The sequence below is a fragment of the Pantoea sp. Ap-967 genome (assembly GCF_011752565.1).
Lineage (GTDB): Bacteria > Pseudomonadota > Gammaproteobacteria > Pseudomonadales > Pseudomonadaceae > Aquipseudomonas.
The window spans coordinates 67,871-91,698 of sequence record NZ_VWXK01000017.1; the positions used below are offsets into that span (position 1 = coordinate 67,871).

Sequence of the window (23,828 nt, forward strand, 5' to 3'; positions counted from 1 at the left end):
TCGGGGTTGAGTCTAGTCAGCCCCCTGCCCGGTGAAACTTGCGTTGCCAGCCAGCTTGATGACCGAGCGAGTCAGTGGCACGAACGGTCACAACAGCATGGTCAACAGCGGCGCGGCGAACAGGTTGAGCAGGCCGGTAAGGACCATGACCAGGCCGGCCACCGAGCCTTCCTCGCGGCCCACTTCCTGCGCCCGACTCACCCCGGCGCCGTGCGCGCCAACCCCGAACAGCGCACCCCGAGCCAACGGCGTGCGCAGCGGCAGCCAGCGCAGCAGCACGCCCCCGAACATCGCCCCGAGCACACCGGTGAACATCACGAACACGGCCGTCAGCTCCGGTACGCCGCCCAGGTCGTGGGCCAACGGCATGGCGAACGGCGTGGTGATCGAGCGCGGCACCAGCGACAGGCTGATCGCGTTATCCAGCGCCAGCAGGTGGGCCAGCCCCCAGGAGCTGGCGATCGACGCCGCGCTGCCGGCAACCATGCCCATCAGCAACGCCGGCCAGTGCCGTGCCAGCAGCGCCCGTTGCTGCCAGATCGGCACGGCGAAGGCCACGGTCACCGGGCCCAGCACGCCCATCAACCAGTGGGTGTTACGCGCATATTCGGCATAGGCGGTGTGCAGTGGCACCGCCACCGCCAACAGCAGCGCCGGCACCAGGATCAACGGCGACATCAAGTAGCGCCCGGTGCGCCGGTACAACCAGCGGCTGGCCAGGTAGGCGCACAAGGTCAGTGCCAGCCAGAACAGCGGCATCGGCTCAAGGCTCATGGCGCAGGCTCCAACGGCACACCAGTTCCACGGTCAGGGCGGTCACCACCATCACCGTCAGCGTACTCAAGGCAATCACCAGCAGGATGCGCCAGCCTTCTTCGCGTACCAGGCTGCCGTAGTCCAGCAGGCTCATCAGCGCCGGAATGAAGAACAGCAGCATTTCGGCCATCAGCCAGCCGGCGCCCATCTGCAAGGTGGCGGGCTTGAGCAGGCCGCACGCGAACAGCACCAGCAACAGCGCCAGGCCCATCACGCCACCGGGGATCGGCCAACCCAGCCATTGGGCCAGCTGGCCACCGAACAGGAACAAGACAAGCAGCACCGCCAGCTCGGCGAGCAGGCGCAGGGGCTTTTTCAACAACGCGGGTTTCATGGGCGGGGGTTCCTCGACAAGCCCTTATTTTAAGAGCCGGCTGCCTAGGCCAGAAGCGAATTGTTAGACTTGCACCCATTCCATAATGGAATTCGGAACATGGAATTCAAACAGCTGCGCAGCTTCATCGAAGTGGTTCACCGCGGCGGTTTTACCCAGGCCGCGCAAACCCTGCACATCAGTCAGTCGGCCGTGAGCAAGCAGGTGGCCCAGCTTGAGCAAGATGTGGGCCAGCCACTGCTCGAACGCCAGGCCTCGCACCTGCACCTGACCGCCGCCGGGCGCATCGTGCTGGAGCGTGGCGAGGCGCTGCTGCGCCAACGCCAGGAACTGCTGCGCGAGCTCGACGACCTCAGCCAGATGGCCCGCGGCGAGTTGCGCCTGGGCCTGCCGATGCTGGGCAACGATGTGCTGTTCGCGGGCCTGTTCGCCGAATACCGACGGCGCCACCCGAACATCGCCATCCAGTTGCTCGAAGGCGGCAGCCATAGCGTCGAACAGGCCGTGCGCAGCGGCGAGCTGGAGCTTGGCGGCAGCCTGACGCCCAGCGACCCGGCGTTCGAATTCCAGCCCTTCTGCAACGAACCGTTGGATGCGCTGCTGCCAGCCGGGCATGGGTTGGCGGGGGTAGAACAGGTTAGCCTCAGGCAACTGGCCGACACCCCCTTCCTGCTGTACCAGCGCAGCTTCGTGCTCAACGACCGCTTGCTCAAGGCCTGCCAGCAGCAGGGTTTCACGCCCAAGGAAGGCGGGCGCAGTGGCCAGGCGGATTTTCTGGTAGCGCTGGTGGCGGCGGGCCAAGGCGTGGTGTTGCTGCCCCGTGTGGTGGCAAAAACCCTGGAGCGCCCTGGGGTGGTGCGTGTGCCATTGAAGGCGCCGGGGTATCTGCGCTGGGATATTGCGTTCATCTGGCGGCGCGGGGCGTACCTTTCGCGGGCGGCGCAGGCCTGGTTGGCGTTGCTGCGAGAGGGGTAAGCCTTACCGACCCTTGCGCTTGTAGGAGCGGGCTTGCCCCGCGAAGCAGACAACGCGGTGCATGGCACCGGCGTTCGCCGGCTTCGCCGGTGTTCGCGGGGCAAGCCCGCGCCTACAGACGAAGGTGCCGGTATGGGTGGATCAGGCCTTCAGGGCCTGGGCAAACTCGGCCAACCAAGGCTCGGCATCGGCTTCCGGGGTCACGGTTTCGCTGGCATCGAGCTGCAGCATCGGCAGCACTTCACGCACGCCCAGCTCGGCAAACAGCTCGCGCATCTGCTCGCCGCCACCGCAGTAGGTATCGCCATAGCTCGTATCGCCCAGGGCAATCACCGCCCCCGGCAAGCCACGCCAGGCAGCCGGCAGGGTATCGCGAAGGGTGCTGTACAGCGGCATCAGGTTATCCGGCAACTCGCCCATACCCGTGGTCGAGGTCACCGCCAGCAAAGCCTGCGGGGCGAAGCCTTCGATGTCTTGCTGGGTAGCGCGGCCGGCATGCCAGGCCTGGAACCCGGCGGCCTTGAGCAGCGACTCGGCATGGCGGGCAACTTCTTCGGCGGTGCCATACACCGAACCGGAAATAATGGCGACTTTCATCGGGAAGAGATTCCGAAACTGAGTGAAAACGTAGGATACTAGCATCCGACGCTGGCAAAAGGCCTCCTCATCCCAAAGTCCCAACGGTCCGCACATGATCAATGCGCAGCTGCTGCAATCGATGGTCGATGCTTCCAATGACGGGATCGTGGTCGCCGAACTGGAAGGCGATGACACCATTCTGATCTACGTCAACCCCGCCTTCGAGCGCCTGACCGGCTACAGCCGTGACGAAATCCTCTACCAGGACTGCCGCTTCCTGCAGGGCGACGACCGCGACCAGCTGGCCCGCGCGCGCATTCGCAAGGCCCTGGCCGCTGGCCTGCCCTGCCGTGAAGTGCTGCGCAACTACCGCAAGGATGGCAGTGCCTTCTGGAACGAATTGTCGATCACCCCGGTGCGCCAGGACGGCGAGCCTCATTTGTATTTCATCGGCATCCAGAAGGATGTCACCCGCCAGGTCGAGCTGGAACGCGAGCTGGCCGAACTGAACGCGCGTCGCCTTCCCGACGAGCGCGTCTGAACCAAACACCCTGGGCACGGTCAATCCATCTTGAAGAAGTCGTCATTACCGAGTTCGATCATGCAAGCCGATGCCCTCCTGACCCAGGATGAGCTGGATTTCATCCAGAACATGCAGCACTCCCCGCAATTGAACCTGGCCGACCCGGTGTCGAGTCTGCTGGTCAATGGCGACAGCCGCATCCAGTCGCTGCTGACCCGCCTGGTGGCCAACGAGCAGGTTACCCTGCAGGCCCAGTTCAACAACCAGCAGATCAGCTTCCCGCTGCAACTGGTTGAGGACGAATTCCACGCCCTGCACTTGCAGCTGGGCTCCCCGGAAATCTACGAAGACGGCCCACAGTTGCGCCCCTGGCGCCTGTCGATGGAACAGCCAAGCCCGTTGCGCGATGCCAAAGGCAAGGCCAGCGGCCTGCTGGTACGCGATATTTCCTTCAAAGGTGCACTGCTGGAGCTGCGTGGCCTGGCCCAGGCGCCGTCACGCTTCGACCTGTTCTTCGCTCCCGCCGGCCTGCCACCGATCAGCCTGCACGGCCGCCTGCGCCGGCGCATTGGCCCGGACCTGGCCGCCTACGACCTCAGCCGCAGCGCCACCGATGAAGTCGAGCGCCTGCGCGAATATATTCTCCAAGCCCACCGCCAGGCTCACCCGGAACTGCACGCTCAGGTATCGAGCTGACCGGCCAGGTACTGGCGCAGCCGCTGACGCATCACCGCCCCTTCAGCCCCCAGGCACACCACCGGGGTTCCGGCCAGGCTGTCCTGGGCCAGCGGCGCTGCCTCGCCAGCCAACAGCAACGGGCACTGCAGGCTTGGCGCCATGCGCACCAGGCGCTTGCCCATGCCAGCGGTGAGGGCGTGGTTGGCAAACAGCACCAAGGCATCCGGCCTTAGCCGCTCGCACACCAACGCCAGTTCATCCAACGGTTGCCCCGGCATCAGCAGGGTCACGCCGACATCCTCGCTGCCCAGCATCAAGCCTGCCACCTGCAACTCCAACTCCTGGCAAGGCCCCGGCAGCGGCGCCAGCACCAGGCGGCGCGGCTGTGCCTTGCGGGGTGACTGCTGGTGTGACTGCTGGTGTGAAAAGACCCGCCCTCTCAGGAACTGGTCCAGAAACAGCCATTCACTGGCCTGGCCATACGCCCCCTGCCCTGCCGCCAAGTCGTGCCACACGGGCATCAGTACCTCGGTGAACGCCCGCTCCAGTGCCATGGCTGCGCTTAGCTGGTCGAACAGTTGCGCCAAGGCCGCGGTGTCGAAGCGCTGTACCGCTTCGCGCAGCAGGGCCTGGCTGCGCGAGGAGGGTTCGGCAACGGCCACGTCCTGCACCGAGGCCTGGCCGCGGGCCAGGATGCTGGCGACCTTGCTCACCGCCACACCGCGCTCCAGCCAGCCTCGGATGCGCCGGATGGTGTCGATGTCGGCCTGGGAATACAAGCGATGGCCACTGTCGGTGCGGGTTGGCTGGATCAGCCCATGGCGCCGCTCCCACGCCCGAAGGGTGACTGCGTTGACTCCGGTGAGCCGGGAAACCTCGCGTATCGGAAACAGCGCCTGGTGCGCCAGGGCACCCTGGGTTTGCGGGCCAGCTGCGTGATCGTTCATCAGCGCTGAAATAACCTGTGTGCGGACGTTGAACGAGCATTCTACTACGGCGCGCAGCCAGCGCGTGTAGGCCGTACAACCGTCAGGCAGTTCGGGTATGCTGGGGGCAACGACAGAGCAGACAAGTTGACCACCCGCACATGAACAACCCTATTCTCGTCACCGGCGCCAGCCAGCGCGTAGGGCTGGCCCTGGCCCTGGACCTGGCACAGGCCGGCCATACGGTCGTCAGTGCCAGCCGCACCCCGCTAGCGCAGTCCGCGCACCCGAATATCGTGCAGTTCCAGGCCGACCTGTGCGTGAAGGCTGACCGCGAGGCCCTGGTCGATTTCCTCAAGCACAACTACGACGGCCTGCGGGCGATCATCCACAACGCTTCCTTGTGGCTGGACGATGGCCTGGACAACCTGGACACCATGTTCCGCCTGCACGTCGAAGCCCCGTACCACCTGAACCTGGCCCTGGGCGACCTGCTGGCCAAGGTGGAAAAGGCCGACATCATCCATATCTGCGACGAAACCTCCTCGCGCGGCAGCAAGGGCCACATCGGCTACGCCGCCACCAAGGCAGCGCTGCAGAACATGGTGCTGTCGTTCGCCGAAAAGTACGCACCCAAGGTGCACGTCAACGGTATCCTGCCGGGCCTGCTGATCCTCAAGGAAGGGGGCGACGAGGCCTATCGCCAGCAAACCCTGAAAAAAGCCCTGCTGGAGTTCGAACCCGGCGCCGCGCCGCTGATCGAGACGGTCAATTACCTGCTCGCCAGCCAGTACAGCACCGGCAGCCAGGTGGTCATCAACGGTGGCCGCCATCTGAAGAACCGTATCACCTGAAGAGACGCCCATGACCCCTCAACAGCAACTTGAGCTGGAGGCCGCCGCCTTCCGCCGCCTGGTCGACCACCTGCGCACGCGCACCGATGTGCAGAACATCGACCTGATGAACCTCTCCGGCTTCTGCCGCAACTGCCTGTCCAAGTGGTACAAGGCCGCCGCCGACGAGCGCCAGGTCGACCTCAGCCTGGACGACGCCCGCGAAGCGGTATACGGCATGCCTTACGCCGAGTGGAAAGCCCAATACCAGAAAGAAGCCAGCGCCGAGCAGCAAGCGGCGTTTGAAAAAGGAAAAACCTCGTGACTGATCTGAACACCCTGCGCGCCAGCCTTGCCAGCGGCCAACATGCCTTTGCCGACACCCTGGCGTTCATTGCCGGCAACTACAGCTACCAGCCCCAGGCCTTCAACAACGGCGGCGTGGAAAATGCCGCCGGGCAGAACGAAGGCTCGTGCAAGACCCTGGGCCTGGCCCTGCTGGAAGGCCTGAGCGACCAGGAAGCGTTGCTGGCCTTTGGCGAGCACTACCGCGATGTGCTGGCCACGCCCGAGGGCAGTGACCACAGCAATATCCGTGCGTTGATCAAGCATGGCTTGGCGGGCGTCAAGTTCGCGGCCCAGCCACTGGCGCGCAACGCCTGATAGCGCAGGGGCGGGCGGCATCAACCGACGACCTGCCCCGGCCCTCCTGCCAGCAACTGGCCTTGCTGCAACCACTGCAGTGCAATCGGCCACAGGCTTTCGCGGAAGCGATCGTGGAAGAAGGCGAAATGGCCGATCTCTTCGACTGAGATATCCACAGGCGCAATCCGCAAATGCCGCCGCTGCGCTGGGGGCAGGTAGCCGAGCAAGCGCTCGGTGGCCGCTACCGTGCCGAACGGATCATCCGTCAGGCTGATGGCCAAGGTCGCAGCCTTTACCTGGGCAAACGGCAGCCTGGCCAACGCGCGTCCGCTCGGGCGCTGTTCATAGCGCGGCGTGCGGGTGGTCCAGTCGTGCACGACGCCGGCCGGGGTATCCTCCATCCAGCCCAGGCGCTTGCCGGGAAAATAGCCGAAAGTGCGGGTCAGCAGCGGCATCACCACATGCCACTTGCCAAACAGCCGCCAGCGCTGGTCGGCGGCATAGTCGCGCCAGTAGGCGAACTGGGCGCCCACCATCACCACCCGCCGCACCCGCCCGGCCGACGCTGCCAGGCCCACCGCGCAGCCACCGAAACTGTGGCCGACCACGTCCACCGGTTGCCCGGGATAATGGGTGGCGGCGTGCGCCAGCATGGCTTCGAAATCCAGCCGGCCCCAATCGCTCCAGGAGGCCTGGAAGCCGCGCAGGGAGGCCGGGCGTGATTCGCCGATGCCACGGTAGTCATAGGTGAGTACGTCAAAGCCTTGGGCGAACAGGTAGTCGGCAAAGCGCGAATAGTAGCGGCAGCGCACCGAGGTGGCGGCGTTGATGATCACCAGCGGGCGCAGGGGATCGGGCTGGGCGTGGCGCCAGCAGAAGCCACCGAGGCTGTAGCCGTCGGCTGCGGCCTGGCGAAAGGCAGTGGCGGGTTGGGTGTGGCTGCTCATGGCGCATTCCCTGTTGTTGTGCGCCAAAACTAGCAAAAAAATGATGGCCTGTACCGGCCCGTTCGCACCGACGGAGTGTGCGCCGTCCCCGGTAGGAGCGAGCGCAGCTCGCGATGGGGCGCGCAGCGGCCCCAGGTTTTCAGTTTCGCAACTGATAACGCCGGGGCTGCTTTGCAGCCCATCGCGAGCGTTGCTCGCTCCTACCGGGGGCAGCAGCGTTTGAAAACGCAATTGCCCGCGAAGGGGCCGGTACAGGCTTGGCCGATTACAGCTCGACGCAGTCGAACTTCACATCGGTGGCCACGTCTTCGTCGTAGTTGACGTCAGCACGCTCGAAGCCGAACAGGTTGAGGAACTGCTTCTTGTAACCGGCATAGTCGGTCAGCTCGAACAGGTTCTCGGTGGTCACCTGTGGCCACATGGCCTTGCAGGCATCCTGCACGTCGTCGCGCAGTTCCCAGTCGTCCAGGCGCAGGCGGGCTTTCTCGTCCACCTCGGCCGGGGCGCCGTCGGCGCGGTACATGCGGTCGCGGAACATGCGGTCCAGCTGGTCCTGGGTGCCCTCGTGAACGCCCTTCTCCTGCATGATCTTGAAGACCATCGACAGGTACAGCGGCATCACCGGAATGGCCGAGCTGGCCTGGGTGACCACCGACTTCAGCACCGCCACGTTGGCGCCGCCCTTCACTTCAGCGGCCAGCTTCTGGTTCAGGCGCAGCGCGGTTTCGTCCAGGTCCTGCTTGGCCTGGCCCAGGGCGCCGTGCCAGTAGATCGGCCAGGTGATTTCGGTGCCGATGTAGCTGAAGGCCACGGTACGCGCACCTTCGGCCAGCACGTCGGCGCCGGCCAGGGCATCGATCCACAGCTGCCAGTCCTGGCCACCCATGACGGTGACGGTGTCGGCGATTTCCTGCTCGGTGGCCGGCTCGATGCTGGCCTCGATGATGGTGTCCTTGTTGGTGTCGATGGCGGTCGACTTGTACGGCTGGCCGATCGGCTTGAGCGCGGAACGGATCACTTCACCGGTCTGCGGCAGCTTGCGCACCGGGGATGCCAGCGAGTAGATGACCAGGTCGACCTTGCCGCCCATTTCGTTCTTGATCAGCTCGATGACCTTGGCACGGGCTTCGTCGGAGAAGGCGTCACCGTTGATCGACTTGCTGTACAGGCCCTCGGCCTTGGCGAACTTGTCGAAGGCGGCAGCGTTGTACCAGCCGGCGGTACCGGCCTTGGTCTCGGTGCCTGGTTTTTCGAAGAACACGCCCAGGGTGTCGGCCTTGAAGCCGAAGGCGGCGGTGATGCGGGCCGCCAGGCCGTAGCCGCTGGAAGCACCGATGACCAGGACCTTCTTCGGGCCATCCTCGCGCACGCCCAGCTTGCGGGTGGCTTCGATCTGGTCACGGACGTTGAGCTCGCAGCCCTTCGGGTGAGTCGTGGTGCAGATGAAACCGCGAACCTTAGGATGAATGATGGCCAATGTCTGTACCTCGTCAGGTTTATGCCGGGGAAGCGCCACTGGGGCGATTCCGATTGATCAGAGGGTGAGACTACCCCCGCAGGTTATCCGACACATATTACGGGCTGAACCCGGGGGATTCAAAACCACGGTGCGCCGCGTGGCGATCAACCCTGCCGGAAAACCCGCCCCGCACCCGGGATGAGGCGTGAATCAATTGCTCGTCATCTCACACGGGGCAGCACTTGCCTGGCGATTGGCAAACATCTCGCTCAACTGCAAGGGTTTCATATGCAACAGGCCCGCTGGCGTTTCGCACACAGGCTGGATGAAGTTGTCGCTGAACAGCAACTTCCCATGCACGAAATACTCACCCGCCCGCCAATTGGGGTTGTCGATACGGGTCCCCAACTTCGACGCGAGCCAATGGCCAATTTCGTAATGGCTGACCCAGCGCTCCGGCAACAGGGCGTCCAGTGCCTGGGGCGGCGCTTCGCGGGCCACCACGATCACCGGCACATCGGTCACTTCCGGTACCAGCGCGTTGTGCCCCCACTTGCCATTTTCGCCCAGGCGCTGACCATGGTCACCGGTGATGACCAGGTAGCGCTCACCTTCCAGGCGTTCGAAACGCTCCAGCACCTCTGCCAGCAGGCCGTCGAGGTAGTGAATCGAGTTGTCATAGGCATTGGCCTGGGCCTGCGGCCCGTTGTCTGGCCAGGGTGCTTGGGCTGCTTCATTCAGGTAGTTGCGTGCATAAGGCAGGTGCGCGGTACGCAGGTTGAGCACCACGAAGTTGCGCTCGGCGAATGCCTGCTGGTCGAGGATGCCGAGCAGGGCCCGATCCTGCTGCTGGAGAAAGCGCAGCGGGTGATCCTCGCGGGTGATCGATACATCCAGGTAGCGGCTGCCCAGGTGCGCCAGCAGGCGTGACTCCTGTGACGAGATCCAGTGGGTACGCAGCCCCGCTTCACGGGCGAAGCGGAACAGGTTGACCTCGCCGCTGCGCAGCCGGTGGTCCTGGCCCGGCTCGCGAATCGGGTTCAGCAGGTAGGGCAGGCTGACATCCGTGGCCACCCCCGCCGAAATGCCGGGGCGCACCAGCGCGCTGGGGTGCCCGGCCAGGTAGGCGTCGAGCCTGGGCGTGGTTTGCCGCGCATAGCCATAGAGGCTAAGGCGTTCGCTACGCAGGGAATCGGCCACCACCAGCCACACATGCCTGGCCGTGCTGGGCACCGCGTTTAACCGATACGGCGCGTAGGGCGCCTGGGGCACTGCCAGTTCAGGCTTGAACGCCAGGCGCACGGCCCAGGCCGAGAACGCGTTGAGGCTGTTGTGCAGCCCACTGCGGGTCGGCCCCGGGGTGAATGAATCGAGGTTGCGATAGGTCGCACGGTAGGGCTTGGCCAGCAGCACCACGGCGATCAGCACCAGGGCCCAGCGGCTGGCAGGCAGTGCGACGTGCTTGGGCAGCACCCAGTGCACGCCGATCAACAGCCCATAAGGCACCAGCACGCTGGCCAGGGCCGGCCAGTGCTCGGCCAGGCTGTGCCTGGCGGTTTCCCAGACCTCGCCCGGCTCGCGCAGCAAGCTGCGGATATCGATGGCACTCAGCGGCTCGCCAATGAAGCTGACAGTTGCCAGTTGCAGCACCTGCATCGTCGCGAACAGCAGCAGAATCGCCACCACCAGCACACGCAGGTTGCACAGCCACAAGGCCAGGCAGAACAGCCACAGGCCGGCAACCCAACCCGCTTCGAGTTCGGCGCGGTTGGCCGGTGTGAACAACTGCTGGATAAAGTCATCGGCCAACAGCAACAGGCAACTCAGGCTGGCCAGGGCGAGCAGGCGCAGCCAGGCCGCGCCGGTTTCGCCGCCGCGCCGGAGGGTAATGTGCATCAACATCGGGAATACTCGTGATCAGTGGTCGTCAGGAATGCGCCGACGGCGCCCAGTCAGCATCGACAGCGGTAGGTTCTCGCCCAGGCGCACGCTCTCGACCACCGCTGCCAGCACATGCACGGCAACCAGCGCCAGCAAGGCATCGGCAATGAAACTGTGCACGTTCAGCGGCCAGTCCGCGCCCCACAGGGCATCGACTTCTTCCATCAGAAAGCCGGTCAGGCCCAGGGCAGCCATGCAGGCGAGCATCAGCACCATCACCAACGCACCAATGGGTGAGTGGCCCATGCGATGGAAGGGCCGGCCTTGCACCAGTGCCCGCCCATGGGCTGCCAGCCGGGCCGGTGTGGGCCAGAAATCGGCCCAGCGGGCGCTCTGCGGCCCGACGAAGCCCCACACCAGGCGCAGCATCACGCAGCCGACTGCGTAGTAGCCAAGCCAGCGGTGCCAGCCATCACCCTCTTCGTTGAAGAAATAGTTGGCGAAGAACACCGTGGCGATCGACACGTGGCACAGCCGCAGCAGAGGGTCCCAGAGCCGCACCGTGGCGGCGGGCATCAGTCCTTGATCTCGCTCTTGATCGCCTTGCCGGTGACCGGGTCATGGTAGATCTCGACCTTCTTGCCGTCCTTGTTGAAGCCGTAGATTTCGTAACAGTTGCCTTTGGTCACCTTGAACTTGTTGATCTTGTAGCCCTGCTCCTTGAGCTGGGCCTGGAATGCGTCCGGGTTCTGCCAGGTGCTTTTGTCGGCGGTGGTGCATTGTGTGGCGGCGAAGGCCGAACCGCTGCCCAGCAGCAGGGCGCAGGCAATCAGGGTACGCATGGCGATAAGCTCCAGTGGGGGGTGATGGCAGCACTATGCGTGGCGCAAGCTTAGTGAAAGCTTAGTAGGTCACTGCCTGTTACATTTCCCCCCTGCCGAACGGCCTGGCAGCCGCCATCATGGCGCCTTGCACAGGAGAGCCGGACCATGCGCGTGCTGCTGGTGGAAGATGACAAAGCCCTCGCCCAGGGCATTCGCGTTGCCCTGCGCGGCGAGGGCTATACCCTCGATTGGCTGGCCGACGGGCTGGAGGCCGGGCATGCCCTGGACAGCGAGCGGTTCGACCTGGTGCTGCTCGACCTCGGCCTGCCGCGCAAGGACGGCCTGAGCCTGCTGCGCGCCCTGCGCAGCAAAGCCCAGGGCGATGTGCCGGTACTGGTACTGACTGCCCGCGACGCCACCGGCGACCGTATCCAGGGCCTGGACAGCGGCGCCGACGACTACCTGGTCAAGCCCTTCGACGTCGACGAGCTCAAGGCCCGCATCCGCGCCCTGCTGCGCCGCAGCCAGGGCCGCGCGCAGCCGCTGCTGGAGCACGCCGGGGTCAGCCTCGACCCGGCACGCCGCAAAGTGCACTTCCGGGGCAACCCGGTGGCCCTGACCCCAATGGAATTTCAGTTGCTGCATCAACTGCTCGCCCGCCCGGGCGCGGTGCTGACCCGCGAACGCCTGGCCGAAGCCTTGTACGGCTGGCAGGAGTCCGGCCCGGGCAACACCCTGGAAGTGCTGATTCACAACCTGCGGCGCAAGCTCGACAACACCCTGATTCGCACCGTGCGCGGCGTCGGTTACCTGATCGAGGCGCCCCGGTGATCGCCCTGCGTGCCCGTATTCTGCTGCCAACCCTGCTGCTGGTGCTGGTGGGTAGCCTGGGCCTGGTGCTGACCGCCGTGCGCGACGATCATCATGAAATCGAGAACGTCTACGACGCCCAACTGGTGCAAGCGGCACGGGTGCTGCAGGGCCTGTTCCGGCTGATGCCGGCCACCCAGGACTGGCAGGCCGTGCGGGATGCCCTGGAACAGGCCATGGGCCTGTCGGGCAAGCAGATCCTCAGCCACCCCTACGAAATGAACCTGGCATTCCAGGTGTGGCGCCAGGACGGCCAGTTGCTGATGCGCTCGGACGATGCCCCGCCCTTCGCCACGCCACCGGCGCCCGGCATCCACGACCTGCTGCACCAGGGCCAGGACTGGTGTGGTGTGCTGCTGGAAGACCCGCAGCGCGGCCTGCTGATCTGGGTGGGTGAGCGCGATGACCTGCGCAAGGACCTGATCCAGCGCATCGCCAAGCAGGCCCTCACCCCCGCTCTGCTCGGCATCCCCGTGCTGGTGCTGCTGATCTGGCTGCTGCTGGGCTGGGGCCTGCAACCGTTGCAGCGCCTGGCCCTGCAACTGCGTAACCGCCTGGTCGACAGCGCCGAGCCGCTGGCCAGCGAGCACCTGCCGGCAGAGCTGGCGCCGATGGCCAATGCCCTGAACCATCAACTGCGGCAGATGCAGGCGCTGCTGGAGCGCGAACGCCGCTTCATTGCCGATGCCGCCCACGAATTGCGCACGCCCCTGGCGGTGCTGGCCATTCACGCCAGCAACGCCCGCCACGCGGCCAGCGCAAGCGAGCGCGACGAGGCCCTGGGCTACCTTGAACAGGGCGTGGCCCGTGCCACCCGGCTGGCCAGCCAGTTACTGACCATGGCCCGGCTGGAGCCGCTGAGCCAGGCACGCCAAGCGCTGCGCCTGGATGCCTGCGTGCGTGAGGAACTTGCCGAACTGACGCCGCTGGCGATCCGCCAGGACGTCGAGCTGATCCTGCTCGATGACGGCCCGTGCCAGGTTTTCGCCGACCCGGCGGCGATCACCGTGATGCTGCAGAACCTGGTGGGCAATGCCCTGCAGTTCAGCCCAGCGGGCAGCGAGATCCAAGTAGTGCTGGCCAACAAGGACGGCTGGCTGGAACTGCAGGTGCTGGACCAGGGCCCAGGGGTCGAGGCGCACCTGCTGACGCGCCTGAGCGACCGCTTCTACAGCGCCAACAATGCCAACGGCGCGGGGCTGGGGCTGGCGATCGTGGCGTTGGTGGTGGGGCAACTGGGAGGGCGCCTTGGCTACTTCAACCGCGCCGAAGGCGGCCTTGGGGTAAGCGTGCAGCTGCCCACGTGCCCCGCCCATGGCCAGCCCCATTCATTTGTTTTCCAGATCAATCAACAAGAAAAACAAACTTAACAAATCAGCCAATCCCGCCGATGCTGGCGGCACTACGCCCATTGCCCGGAGAACAACAACATGAACGACGTGGTCATCGTCGCCGCAACCCGCACCGCCATCGGCAGCTTCCAGGGTGCCCTGGCCAATGTGCCCGCCGTCGACCTCGGTGCAGCAGTGATCAAGCAGTTGCTGCAACAGACCGGGCTGGACCCGGCCCAGGTCGACGAGGTGATCCTCGGCCAGGTACTCACCGCCGGTGCCGGGCAAAACCCGGCGCGCCAAGCCGCGGTCAAGGCCGGCCTGCCGTTCAGCGTTCCGGCGCTGACCCTGAACAAGGTGTGCGGTTCGGGGCTCAAGGCCCTGCACCTGGCTGCCCAGGCGATTCGCTGCGGCGACGCCGAGGTGGTGATCGCCGGCGGCCAGGAAAACATGAGCCTGGCGCCCTATGTGATGCCGTCGGCCCGCACCGGCCAGCGCATGGGCCATGGCCAACTGATCGACAGCATGATCAGCGACGGCCTGTGGGACGCCTTCAACGACTACCACATGGGCATCACCGCCGAGAACCTGGTCGAGAAGTTCGGCCTCAGCCGCGAACAACAGGATGCCTTCGCCGCCGAGTCCCAGCGCAAGGCCGTGGCCGCCATCGAGGCAGGCCGCTTCCAGGACGAAATCACCCCCATCGTGTTGCCGCAAAAAAAGGGCGAACCCAAGGTGTTCGACCGTGACGAGCAGCCGCGCCCGGAAACCACCGCCCAATCGCTGGCCAAGCTGCGCCCGGCGTTCAAGAAGGATGGCAGCGTCACCGCCGGCAATGCCTCCAGCCTCAACGACGGCGCCGCTGCGGTGCTGATGATGAGCGCTGCCAAGGCCAAGGCCCTGGGGTTGCCGGTGCTGGCGAAGGTTGCCGGTTATGCCAGTGCGGGCGTGGACCCGGCGATCATGGGCATTGGCCCGGTGTCGGCCACCGAACGCTGCCTGGCCAAGGCCGGCTGGCAACTGGCCGAGCTGGATTTGATCGAGGCCAATGAAGCGTTTGCCGCCCAGGCGCTGGCGGTGGGCAAGGCGCTGGAGTGGGATGCCTCGAAGGTTAACGTCAATGGCGGTGCGATTGCCCTGGGGCACCCGATCGGGGCGTCTGGGTGCCGGGTGCTGGTGACCTTGTTGCACGAAATGATCAAGCGCGATGCCCGCAAAGGGCTGGCGACCTTGTGCATCGGTGGTGGCCAGGGGGTTGCCTTGGCGATCGAGCGTTGATTCGAGGGGGATGAAAGCAGGGCCGGCCCTTTCGCGGGGCTAGCCCGCTCCTACACAGCGGTAGGGCCAGAACGGAAAACGCCAATGTCTCGTTCAGAGCAGCCCGCTGCGCCCCCGGACATGACCCCGCCCATCACCTTCCGGCACAATGCCAACCTGAACCCTCCAGGTGCCCTCACCCCATGAGCCCGCTCAAAGCCGCGCTGCGCGAAAACACCTTCGTCTGCGTCATGGAATTCGTCCCCAAGCCATCGGCGGAGCGCTTCGCCGCCATGGAGGCGATCATGGCCCGCGGGCACCTGTGCGGCTGGCCCATGACCGTGGCCATTGGCGACCGGGTCGGCAGCCCGCTGGATCTCTCGCCGCTGGACGCCCTCGCCTCGTTCAGCACCCCGCAGCCTGCCCTGCCGCACTTCTCCGGCAAGGACCGCGAACGCCACCACCTGCTGGCCCAGCTGCAACGCATGGACGCCGCCGGCCTCGACCAGTTGTTGCTGCTCACCGGCGACCGCCTGCCCGGGCACCAGCCGGGTGAGCGGCCGGTACGCTACCTGGAATCGGTCGCCGCCCTGCAGGTCGCCCGCCAGGCATGCCCGCACTGGCTGCTGGGCGCTGCGCTCAACCCGTTCAAGTACCGCGAGGAAGAAGGCGGAGCCCAGTATTTCAAGGCCGAGAAGAAGCTCGCCGCCGGTGCCGACTTCCTCACCCTGCAACTGGGCTTCGACGCCGCCAAGCACCAGGAAGCCATGCACTGGATGCAGCGCCAGGCCGCCCCCAAGCCCATGCTCGCCTGCCTGATGAGCCTGACCCATGGCCGCGCCGCGATGCTTGAGCATGTTGCCGGGGTGACCGTGTCACCGTCGATGCGCGACATGCTCGAAGCTGAAACCGCGGTATCCAAGGCATTCGCCCAGGCGCGCAGTGTCGACCGCCTGGCCCTGCAGATCATTGGCGTGAAACTGATGGGGTACGCAGGCGTGCACCTGTCGGGGATTCACGAACTCAAGCAGCTCCTCGCCCTGGAGCAGCGCCTTGAGCACTGGCAAGGGCGAATCAGCTCGCTGCAACAGTGGGCCCCGGCCTGGGCCGACAGCTGGCAGATGCCCGGCCTGCCCGCCGTGGCCTTCCACCCACCCGAGGCAAACTGGCGTGACGGGCAGTCAACCGTCACGGCCTCGCCCAGGGAGAAACTGCGCTACCACGTGCTGCACACTGCCCACTCGCTGCTGTTCAGCCGCCAGAACTGGCTGAGCAAGGCCTTCGGCTGGGCCGTGGGCCAACCGCTGTGGGCCACACCGGGCGGTGCCCGCGTACTGCACGGGTTGGAGCGGGCCATCAAGCGCCCGATGGTGGGCTGCGACACCTGTGGCCGCTGCCGCCTGGAAGACACGCTGTACACCTGCCCGGAAACCTGCCCCAAGGGCCTGGCCAACGGGCCCTGCGGTGGCACGGCGCTGAACCGTTGCGAGTTCGGCGACCGCGAATGCATCCACAGCGTGAAGTACCGCACCGCCAAGGCCGTGGGCCAAACGGCGGTGCTCACTGAGCGCTTGATTCCGTGCATCGACGTTAACACCCGCCACCGCAGCTCCTGGCCGCAGTGGTTCGAAGCGCCCTCGACCCGCCGCCTCAGCCCGCAGCCAGCGCCTCGAACCCAGCCCTGATCGTGGCTTCAGGCAAGTCGTCGGCAATGAACACCATCACGCTCTCGCGCGTTTCGCCTTCGGCCCACTCGGCATCCCAGTCAAAGCCATAGAGCTTGAGCACGCCCTGGAACACCAGGCGGCGGTCGTCACCGGCGATGTTCAGCACACCCTTGTAGCGCAGCAATTGCTTGCCATGGGTTTCCAGCAATTGGTTCATGAAGTCGCTGAGGCGGTCGATGTCCAGGGCGGTTTCGCTGCGCAGCACCAGGGTCGAGATGCGGTCCGGCTTGGCCGGTGCAAGCACTGGGCGCAGGCTTGGCTTGAGGTTGGCGCCCAGGTCCGGGTTGAGGTTGAAGCCGCGCACATCGAGCAGTTCGGCCAGGTCGATACGGCCATGCTCAACCACGCGAATGGCCGCCCGGCCATTGATCCGGGCCAGGCGCTCGCGCAGGGCATCGACCACGGCAGGCTCCACCAGGTCGGTCTTGCTCAGCAGCAGGCGGTCGGCAAAACCGACCTGGGCCTGGGCGATGGCCTGGGCCAGGTGCTGGTCGGCATGGGCGGCATCGACCAGGGTGATGATGCCGTCGAGGATATAGCGCTCACGCAGTTCCTCGTCGATGAAGAAGGTTTGCGCCACCGGTGCCGGGTCGGCAAGGCCGGTGCACTCGATCACCAGGCGGTCGAAGGCGATTTCGCCGGCGTCCAGGCGTTCGAGCAGCAGGTACAGGGCGCGGGTCAGGTCGCCGTGGATGCTGCAGCACACGCACCCGTTGGCCAGGGTCATGACCTGTACCGGTTCGTCGCCCAGCAACTGGCTGTCGATACCGGCGTCGCTGAATTCGTTTTCGATCACGGCGATCTTCAGGCCGTGCTCGGCCTTGAGCATATGCTTGAGCAGCGTGGTCTTGCCGGCGCCGAGAAAGCCGGTGAGCACGGTGACGGGAATGGGCGTCTGCACGCGAAAAATCTCCTGAAACTGAAAATGACTGTGGGAGGCCGGTTGCCCGGCCTCCCACAGGTTTGCACGTGTCGCGGGTTCAACAGCACTTGGGCCCGGACTTGCCACCGTAACGCGCTTCCTGGCGTTCGCGGAAGAACGCCTCGTAGCTCATCACCGGTTGGTCCGGGTGGTTCTTCTGCATGTGCTCGACATAGTTGTCGTAGTCGGGCATGCCGACCATCAGGCGGGCTGCCTGCCCCAGGTACTTACCCAGTCGACCCAGGTCGTTGAACATCACTGCAGTCCTCTCAAGCGTCAGGCAGGGCCTGGAACGGGGTTTCCTTGTCGCTGCGCTCCTTGCGGCCAAGGGCGGCATAGCCGACCTTCAGGGCGAAGAACAGCACGCTGAACACCACCAGCAGGAACAGGATGGTCAGCCCGGCGTTGGTGTAGGCGTTGAAGATCACGTGCTGCATCTGGCCAACGTCCTTGGCCGGGGCCAACACCTGGCCGGCGTCCAGCGCCGTGCTGTACTTCTTGGCCAGGGCCAGGAAGCCAACGGCCGGGTTGGGGTCGAACAGCTTAATCAGGCCCGCGGCGGTGGTGCAGATCAGCAGCCAGGCAGCCGGCAACAGGGTGACCCAGATGTAGCGCTCGCGCTTCATCTTGATCAGCACCACGGTGCCAAGCATCAGGGCGATACCGGCCAGCATCTGGTTGGAGATGCCGAACAGCGGCCACAAGGTGTTGATGCCACCCAACGGGTCGATCACGCCCTGGTACAGCAGGTAACCCCACAGCGCCACGCAGCCTGCGGTGCCGATCAGGTTGGCGGTCCACGACTCGGTGCGCTTGAGGGCCGGCACGAAGCTGCCCAGCAGGTCTTGCAGCATGAAGCGCCCGGCACGGGTACCGGCGTCCACGGCGGTCAGGATGAACAGCGCCTCGAACAGAATCGCGAAGTGGTACCAGAAGGCCATGGTGTTTTCACCCGGCAACACTTGGTGCAGGATCTGCGCGATACCCACGGCCAGGGTCGGTGCACCGCCGGCGCGGGCCAGCACGGTGTGCTCGCCGATGTCGCGGGCCACGGCTTCGAGCTGGTCAGGGGTAATCATGAAGCCCCAGCTGCTCACGGTTTGCGCCACGGCAGTGACGTCACTGCCCACCACGGCGGCCGGGCTGTTCATGGCGAAGTACACGCCCGGCTCGATCACCGAGGCGGCAACCATGGCCATGATGGCGACGAACGACTCCATCAGCATGCCGCCATAGCCGATGTAGCGGGCGTTGGTTTCGTTGTCCAGCAGCTTCGGCGTGGTCCCCGAGGAGATCAGCGCGTGGAAGCCAGACACCGCGCCACAGGCGATGGTGATGAACAGGAACGGGAACAGGGTGCCCTTCCACACCGGGCCCGTGCCGTCGGTGAACTGGGTCAGTGCCGGCATCTTCAGCTCTGGCGCAAGCACCAGGATGCCGATGGCCAGGGCGACGATGGTGCCGATCTTGAGGAAGGTCGACAGGTAGTCACGCGGTGCCAGCACCAGCCACACCGGCAGCACGGCGGCGACGAAACCGTAGCCCACCAGCATCCAGGTGATCTGCACGCCGGTGAAGGTGAAGGCCGGGCCCCACACCGGATCCGCGGCGATCTGGCCCCCCAGCCAGATCGACGTCAGCAGCAGGACCACGCCCACCACCGAGATCTCGCCGATGCGGCCCGGGCGGATATAGCGCATGTAGATGCCCATGAACATGGCGATCGGGATGGTCGCCATCACCGTGAACATGCCCCAAGGGCTTTCGGCCAGGGCCTTGACCACGATCAGCGCCAGCACCGCGAGGATGATGATCATGATCAGGAAGCAGCCGAACAGGGCGATGGTGCCTGGAATGCGGCCCATTTCCTCGCGCACCATGTCGCCCAGGGAGCGGCCGTTGCGGCGGGTGGACAGGAACAGGACCATGAAGTCCTGCACGGCACCGGCCAGTACCACGCCGGCAATCAGCCACAACGTGCCGGGCAGGTAGCCCATCTGTGCGGCCAGTACCGGGCCGACCAGCGGGCCGGCACCTGCGATGGCAGCGAAGTGATGGCCAAAAAGAATGTGCTTGTTGGTCGGGACGTAGTCCAGGCCGTCGTTGTTGAGCACCGCAGGGGTGGCTCGGCGTGGGTCGAGTTGCATCACCTTGGTGGCGATGAACAGGCTGTAATAGCGATACGCGACCAGATAGATGGCCACTGCCGCAACCACGATCCACAAGGCATTGACTGCTTCCCCACGGCGCAGGGCAACCACACCCAGCGCGCAGGCTCCTATGACTGCCAGCGCCAGCCACGGAACGTGGCGTAGCAGGCTATTATTGTTGTTCATGGTTTACTTCCAGCTGGTGGATTGGAAAAGACCGCCCACCGAGTCTAGGGCGTGTCATCGCGCATTGCCATACTTGCTTTGGTCTAGAGCCTCTGCGGCCAGATTGCGGTACCTGATGTACCTATCCAACTAACTATAGTCAGGATGTCACCCGAGGACCTGCCCCATGAGCGATCACGACGAACGCCGCCGCTTCCAGCGCATCGACTTCGATGCCCCCACCGAACTGCGCCAGGGCGACCGCCGCTGGCCGGTAAAACTGCTGGACCTGTCGCTCAAGGGCATGCTGGTCAAGCGCCCCGAGCCGTGGGATGCCGACCTGAGCCAGGATTTCGATGCGGTCATCCACCTCAACCCCGAGGTGCGCGTGCAGATGCAGGTGGAACTGCGCCATGAGGAAGCCGCGCGCCTGGGGTTCGTGTGCCTGTACATCGACGTCGATTCGATGAGCCATTTGCACCGTCTTGTGGAATTGAACCTGGCCGACAGCACCGAAATGATGCGCGAGCTGCGCGAACTTATCGAAGAATGAAATCTGTTAGCTAGCTACCCGCCTTCCCACCTTCTGTTTCTTGTCTACCCAGACAGCTTTATGCCTGGGTAGCAATGCTTTGTACACACCTCTCTAGCACCGAATAAACCACGTTGGTACGGCTCCTGCATTGTGTTTTTGCACACACTGCAAGGCCGGCTGCACGCGCTCCGATCAAAATATTGTATACAATTTATGTGGCAATGATTTGTAGGAAGTGTCTACAGTAGCGGCACAACAATAAACAGAGAGCCTGCTCCATGACTACGTCCCCTAGCACGTCTCCCGCCCAGCGCCCCGAGGATGAAAACCTCGGGTTGGGTGCCAACCTGGCCTATGGTCTGCAGCATGTGCTGACCATGTACGGCGGGATCGTCGCGGTACCCCTGATCCTGGGCCAGGCGGCCGGCCTCAACGGTGCCGAAATCGGCATGCTGATCGCCGCCTCGCTGTTTGCCGGTGGCCTGGCGACGCTGCTGCAGACGCTGGGCATTCCGTTCTTCGGTTGCCAGCTGCCGCTGGTACAGGGCGTGTCGTTCGCCGGCGTGGCAACCATGGGGGCGATTCTCAGCAGCGAAGGCGGTGGCGGCTTGCCGGGCGTGCTTGGCGCGGTGATGGCTGCGTCGCTGATCGGCTTCCTGATTACCCCGGTGTTTTCGCGCATTACCAAGTTCTTCCCGCCGCTGGTCACCGGCATCGTCATCACCACCATCGGCCTGACCCTGATGCCGGTCGCGGCCCGTTGGGTGATGGGTGGCAACAGCGCCTCGCCGGAGTTCGGCAGCGTCGCCAACATTGGCCTGGCGGCACTGACCTTCGCCATCGTGCTGCTGCTGAGCAAGTTGGGCAGCGCGACCATCTCGCGGCTGTCGATTCTCCTGGCCATGGTGATCGGCACGCTGATCGCCTGGGCACTGGGCATGACCGACTTCAGCAAGGTCAGCGAAGGGCCGATGTTCGCCTTCCCTACCCCGTTCCATTTCGGCATGCCGGAGTTCCACGTCGCCGCGATCCTGTCGATGTGCATCGTGATCATGGTGACCCTGGTGGAAACCTCGGCCGACATCCTGGCCGTGGGTGAGATCATCGACACCAAGGTCGACTCCAAGCGCCTGGGCAATGGCCTGCGCGCCGACATGGCATCGAGCATCCTGGCGCCGATCTTCGGCTCGTTCACCCAAAGCGCCTTCGCCCAGAACGTCGGCCTGGTGGCCGTGACCGGGGTGCGCAGCCGCTATGTGGTGGCCACCGGTGGGGTGATTCTGGTGGTGCTGGGCCTGCTGCCGGTGATGGGCCGGGTGATTGCGGCAGTACCGACCCCGGTTCTGGGCGGCGCCGGCATCGTGCTGTTCGGCACGGTGGCGGCCAGCGGTATCCGCACCCTGTCGAAGGTGAACTACAAGAACAACGTCAACCTGATCATCGTCGCGGCGTCGTTGGGCTTCGGCATGATCCCGATTGCCGCGCCGACCTTCTACCACCAATTCCCCAACTGGTTCGAAACCATCTTCCATTCGGGCATCAGCTCGTCGGCGATCATGGCCATCCTGCTGAACCTGCTGTTCAACCACTTCAAGGCAGGCAACTCGGAGAACCAGTCGGTGTTCGCCGCGGCCTATGAACGCACCATCCAGTATTCGGACATTTCCGCGCTGCGCGATGGCGACTACTTCAAGGATGGCAAGCTGTTCGATGCCGACGGCAACGAAGTGCCGGTGATGGAGCTGGACGAGCATGGCAACCAGGCGCCCCGGCGCAGTGCGGTGGCCGAGCATTGACGGCTGACTGAGCGGTGAGGTGAAGGGGGGCCGATGCGCATCGTTGGCTTCCCTTTTTTGTTTGCTACGGGGGTTTACGCCAACCTGGTAGGAGCGAGCGCAGCTCGCGATGGGGCGCGCAGCGGCCCCAGGGGCCCAGCTTCACGGCACATAACGCCGGGGCTGCTTTGCAGCCCATCGCGAGCTGCGCTCGCTCCTACCAGGTCCACCGTCAACGGGTGCAGGTTCACTACTACTCGAACAAGGCATCCAAAGCCTGTTCCAGGCGCGTCACGGCAATTACCTGCAACCCAGGCGGCGCCTCTTTCGGGGCATTGCCCTTGGGCACGATGGCGCGCTTGAAGCCGTGCTTGGCCGCCTCTTTCAACCGCTCCTGGCCACTGGGCACCGGCCGTACCTCACCGGACAAGCCAATCTCGCCGAACACAAGCAGCCCATGGGCCAACGGCCGGTTACGCAGGCTGGACATCACCGCCGCCAGCAATGCAAGGTCCGACGCGGTTTCCAGCACCTTCACCCCACCCACCACGTTGAGAAACACGTCCTGGTCATGGGTGGGAATGCCACCATGGCGGTGCAGTACCGCCAGCAACATGGCCAAGCGGTTCTGGTCAAGGCCCAGGGTCACCCGCCGTGGGTTGGCCAGGTGGCTGTCATCGACCAACGCCTGCACTTCCACCAGCATCGGCCGCGTGCCTTCCCAGGTGGCCATGACCACGCTGCCCGGCACTTCCTCCTGGGTACGGTTGAGGAAGATCGCCGAAGGGTTGGACACCTCCTTCAAGCCCCGGTCGGTCATGCCGAACACGCCCAGTTCGTTGACGGCGCCAAAACGGTTCTTCACCGCCCGCAACAGGCGCAGGCGGCCATCGGACTCACCTTCGAAATACAGCACGGTGTCAACCATGTGCTCCAGCACCCGCGGGCCGGCCAGCGAGCCTTCCTTGGTGACATGGCCCACCAGGAAGATCGCCGTGCCGCTTTGCTTGGCGTAGCGCACCAGCAGCGCGGTGCTCTCGCGCACCTGGGCGACGCCGCCGGGGGCAGACTGCAACTGCTCGGTGAAGATGGTCTGGATCGAGTCGATGACCATGACCCGGGGCTTTTCCACGCGCGCAGTAGCAATGATGGTTTCGATGCAGGTTTCGGTCATCACCTTGAGCTGGTCCTGGGGCAGGCCCAGGCGCCGGGAGCGCATGGCCACCTGCTGCTGCGACTCTTCACCAGTGACGTACAGCGCCGGCATGCCCACGGCGATGTTGCACAGGGTTTGCAGCAGGATGGTCGACTTGCCGATGCCAGGGTCGCCGCCAATCAGCACCACCGAGCCGTCGACCAGGCCGCCGCCCAGCACCCGGTCGAGTTCGGTGCTGCTGGTGCTGAAACGCGGAATTTCCTCGACGCTGACTTCGGCCAGGGTCTTGATCTGTGCCTGTTGCCCGGCCCAGCCGGTGCGCCCGCTGGGGGCCGCGGCGCCGCCGCTTTCGATCATGGTTTCGGTGAGGGTGTTCCAGGCCCCGCAGTCGGCGCACTGGCCGGCCCATTTGGGGAAGGTTGCGCCGCACTCGGTGCAGCCATACAAGCGCTTGGCCTTGGCCATGGGCAGGGTCTCCTGGAAAAAACCGCCATGATAGCCGACAGCGGCGTGCCCCGAA

25 protein-coding genes are annotated in these 23,828 nt (G+C 65.0%); 12 read left to right on the forward strand and 13 right to left on the reverse strand.

The window, feature by feature from the left end; all coding sequences use genetic code 11:
• Window positions 1–87: 87 nt before the first annotated feature.
• Window positions 88–774: an LrgB family protein gene (locus F3J45_RS18400; protein WP_167065800.1), complete on the reverse strand. Its 687-nt coding sequence runs from the start codon at window positions 772–774 to the stop codon at window positions 88–90.
• Window positions 764–1,150 carry a CidA/LrgA family protein gene (locus tag F3J45_RS18405; protein ID WP_167065802.1) on the reverse strand — a complete coding sequence of 129 codons (387 nt, stop codon included), beginning with the start codon at window positions 1,148–1,150 and terminating at the stop codon, window positions 764–766. Before F3J45_RS18405 ends, F3J45_RS18400 begins: the two co-directional genes overlap by 11 nt.
• A 99-nt stretch (window positions 1,151–1,249) precedes the next feature.
• On the opposite strand from F3J45_RS18405, the gene F3J45_RS18410 reads away from it, so the two are divergent.
• A complete protein-coding gene (locus tag F3J45_RS18410; RefSeq protein WP_167065805.1) occupies window positions 1,250–2,125 on the forward strand; it encodes a LysR family transcriptional regulator in 876 nt (291 codons plus the stop codon).
• A gap of 141 nt (window positions 2,126–2,266) precedes the next feature.
• On the opposite strand, the gene F3J45_RS18415 is transcribed toward F3J45_RS18410, so the two are convergent.
• Window positions 2,267–2,722 carry a flavodoxin gene (locus F3J45_RS18415; RefSeq protein WP_167065808.1) on the reverse strand — a complete coding sequence of 152 codons (456 nt, stop codon included), beginning with the start codon at window positions 2,720–2,722 and terminating at the stop codon, window positions 2,267–2,269.
• Between the two features lie 94 nt (window positions 2,723–2,816).
• Between F3J45_RS18415 and F3J45_RS18420 the strand changes: the two genes are divergently transcribed.
• Together F3J45_RS18420 and F3J45_RS18425 are read left to right on the forward strand one after the other, a co-directional pair.
• Window positions 2,817–3,245, forward strand: a complete 429-nt coding sequence (locus tag F3J45_RS18420; RefSeq protein WP_167065811.1) for a PAS domain S-box protein — start codon at window positions 2,817–2,819, stop codon at window positions 3,243–3,245.
• A gap of 60 nt (window positions 3,246–3,305) precedes the next feature.
• Window positions 3,306–3,923: a hypothetical protein gene (locus tag F3J45_RS18425; RefSeq protein ID WP_167065814.1), complete on the forward strand. Its 618-nt coding sequence runs from the start codon at window positions 3,306–3,308 to the stop codon at window positions 3,921–3,923.
• On the opposite strand, the gene F3J45_RS18430 is transcribed toward F3J45_RS18425, so the two are convergent.
• A complete protein-coding gene (locus tag F3J45_RS18430; protein WP_167065817.1) occupies window positions 3,908–4,852 on the reverse strand; it encodes a MerR family transcriptional regulator in 945 nt (314 codons plus the stop codon). The genes F3J45_RS18425 and F3J45_RS18430 overlap by 16 nt on opposite strands.
• Before the next feature lie 140 nt (window positions 4,853–4,992).
• Between F3J45_RS18430 and folM the strand changes: the two genes are divergently transcribed.
• Genes folM through F3J45_RS18445 form a run of 3 tightly spaced genes read left to right on the forward strand, consistent with a single transcriptional unit; the run spans window position 4,993 to window position 6,327 of the window.
• Window positions 4,993–5,685, forward strand: a complete 693-nt coding sequence (gene folM / locus F3J45_RS18435; protein WP_167065821.1) for a dihydromonapterin reductase — start codon at window positions 4,993–4,995, stop codon at window positions 5,683–5,685.
• Window positions 5,686–5,695: 10 nt separating this feature from the next.
• Window positions 5,696–5,989: a DUF1244 domain-containing protein gene (locus tag F3J45_RS18440; RefSeq protein WP_167065824.1), complete on the forward strand. Its 294-nt coding sequence runs from the start codon at window positions 5,696–5,698 to the stop codon at window positions 5,987–5,989.
• Window positions 5,986–6,327, forward strand: coding sequence for a HopJ type III effector protein (locus tag F3J45_RS18445; protein ID WP_167065827.1), 342 nt, complete (start codon window positions 5,986–5,988; stop codon window positions 6,325–6,327). Before F3J45_RS18440 ends, F3J45_RS18445 begins: the two co-directional genes overlap by 4 nt.
• A 20-nt stretch (window positions 6,328–6,347) precedes the next feature.
• On the opposite strand, the gene F3J45_RS18450 is transcribed toward F3J45_RS18445, so the two are convergent.
• The 5 genes from F3J45_RS18450 to F3J45_RS18470 form a co-directional block, all read right to left on the reverse strand.
• A complete protein-coding gene (locus F3J45_RS18450; protein WP_167065829.1) occupies window positions 6,348–7,256 on the reverse strand; it encodes an alpha/beta fold hydrolase in 909 nt (302 codons plus the stop codon).
• 265 nt (window positions 7,257–7,521) lie between these two features.
• Window positions 7,522–8,727, reverse strand: coding sequence for an enoyl-ACP reductase FabV (fabV, locus tag F3J45_RS18455; RefSeq protein WP_370526415.1), 1,206 nt, complete (start codon window positions 8,725–8,727; stop codon window positions 7,522–7,524).
• Between the two features lie 198 nt (window positions 8,728–8,925).
• Window positions 8,926–10,611: a phosphoethanolamine transferase gene (locus F3J45_RS18460; RefSeq protein ID WP_167065835.1), complete on the reverse strand. Its 1,686-nt coding sequence runs from the start codon at window positions 10,609–10,611 to the stop codon at window positions 8,926–8,928.
• A gap of 21 nt (window positions 10,612–10,632) precedes the next feature.
• Complete coding sequence (locus F3J45_RS18465) at window positions 10,633–11,172, reverse strand: cytochrome b/b6 domain-containing protein (protein ID WP_167065838.1); 540 nt, start codon at window positions 11,170–11,172, stop codon at window positions 10,633–10,635.
• Window positions 11,172–11,438 (reverse strand): PepSY domain-containing protein, encoded by a 267-nt coding sequence (locus tag F3J45_RS18470; RefSeq protein WP_167065841.1) that lies wholly within the window; start codon window positions 11,436–11,438, stop codon window positions 11,172–11,174. Before F3J45_RS18470 ends, F3J45_RS18465 begins: the two co-directional genes overlap by 1 nt.
• A gap of 147 nt (window positions 11,439–11,585) precedes the next feature.
• Here F3J45_RS18470 and F3J45_RS18475 point away from each other — a divergent pair, with 147 nt between their 5' ends.
• The 4 genes from F3J45_RS18475 (at window position 11,586) to F3J45_RS18490 (ending at window position 16,563) form a co-directional block, all read left to right on the forward strand.
• Complete coding sequence (locus F3J45_RS18475) at window positions 11,586–12,251, forward strand: response regulator (RefSeq protein WP_167065844.1); 666 nt, start codon at window positions 11,586–11,588, stop codon at window positions 12,249–12,251.
• On the forward strand, window positions 12,248–13,660 hold the full coding sequence (locus tag F3J45_RS18480; RefSeq protein WP_167065846.1) for an ATP-binding protein: 1,413 nt from the start codon (window positions 12,248–12,250) through the stop codon (window positions 13,658–13,660). The genes F3J45_RS18475 and F3J45_RS18480 overlap by 4 nt, the downstream gene beginning before the upstream one ends.
• Window positions 13,661–13,720: 60 nt before the next feature.
• Window positions 13,721–14,899: an acetyl-CoA C-acetyltransferase gene (locus F3J45_RS18485; RefSeq protein ID WP_167065849.1), complete on the forward strand. Its 1,179-nt coding sequence runs from the start codon at window positions 13,721–13,723 to the stop codon at window positions 14,897–14,899.
• 182 nt (window positions 14,900–15,081) lie between these two features.
• Entirely contained in the window at window positions 15,082–16,563 is a 1,482-nt protein-coding gene (locus tag F3J45_RS18490; RefSeq protein WP_167065852.1) for a methylenetetrahydrofolate reductase C-terminal domain-containing protein, read from the forward strand.
• On the opposite strand, the gene yjiA is transcribed toward F3J45_RS18490, so the two are convergent.
• The 3 genes from yjiA to F3J45_RS18505 form a co-directional block, all read right to left on the reverse strand.
• Window positions 16,529–17,506, reverse strand: a complete 978-nt coding sequence (gene yjiA, locus F3J45_RS18495) for a GTPase (protein ID WP_167065855.1) — start codon at window positions 17,504–17,506, stop codon at window positions 16,529–16,531. The two genes, F3J45_RS18490 and yjiA, sit on opposite strands and share 35 nt — an antisense overlap.
• Window positions 17,507–17,585: 79 nt before the next feature.
• The gene (locus F3J45_RS18500) at window positions 17,586–17,783 is read right to left on the reverse strand and encodes a YbdD/YjiX family protein (protein ID WP_167065858.1); all 198 of its coding nucleotides are present in this window, start codon (window positions 17,781–17,783) and stop codon (window positions 17,586–17,588) included.
• Window positions 17,784–17,796: 13 nt separating this feature from the next.
• A complete protein-coding gene (locus tag F3J45_RS18505) occupies window positions 17,797–19,863 on the reverse strand; it encodes a carbon starvation CstA family protein (protein WP_167065861.1) in 2,067 nt (688 codons plus the stop codon).
• Between the two features lie 166 nt (window positions 19,864–20,029).
• Here F3J45_RS18505 and F3J45_RS18510 point away from each other — a divergent pair, with 166 nt between their 5' ends.
• Window positions 20,030–20,395 (forward strand): PilZ domain-containing protein, encoded by a 366-nt coding sequence (locus F3J45_RS18510; RefSeq protein ID WP_167065864.1) that lies wholly within the window; start codon window positions 20,030–20,032, stop codon window positions 20,393–20,395.
• Between the two features lie 260 nt (window positions 20,396–20,655).
• Entirely contained in the window at window positions 20,656–22,173 is a 1,518-nt protein-coding gene (locus tag F3J45_RS18515) for a nucleobase:cation symporter-2 family protein (protein WP_167065867.1), read from the forward strand.
• A 232-nt stretch (window positions 22,174–22,405) separates the two neighbouring features.
• Here the strand turns inward: F3J45_RS18515 and radA are convergent, their stop codons facing one another.
• Window positions 22,406–23,773 carry a DNA repair protein RadA gene (gene radA, locus F3J45_RS18520; RefSeq protein WP_167065870.1) on the reverse strand — a complete coding sequence of 456 codons (1,368 nt, stop codon included), beginning with the start codon at window positions 23,771–23,773 and terminating at the stop codon, window positions 22,406–22,408.
• Between the last annotated feature and the right edge of the window lie 55 nt (window positions 23,774–23,828).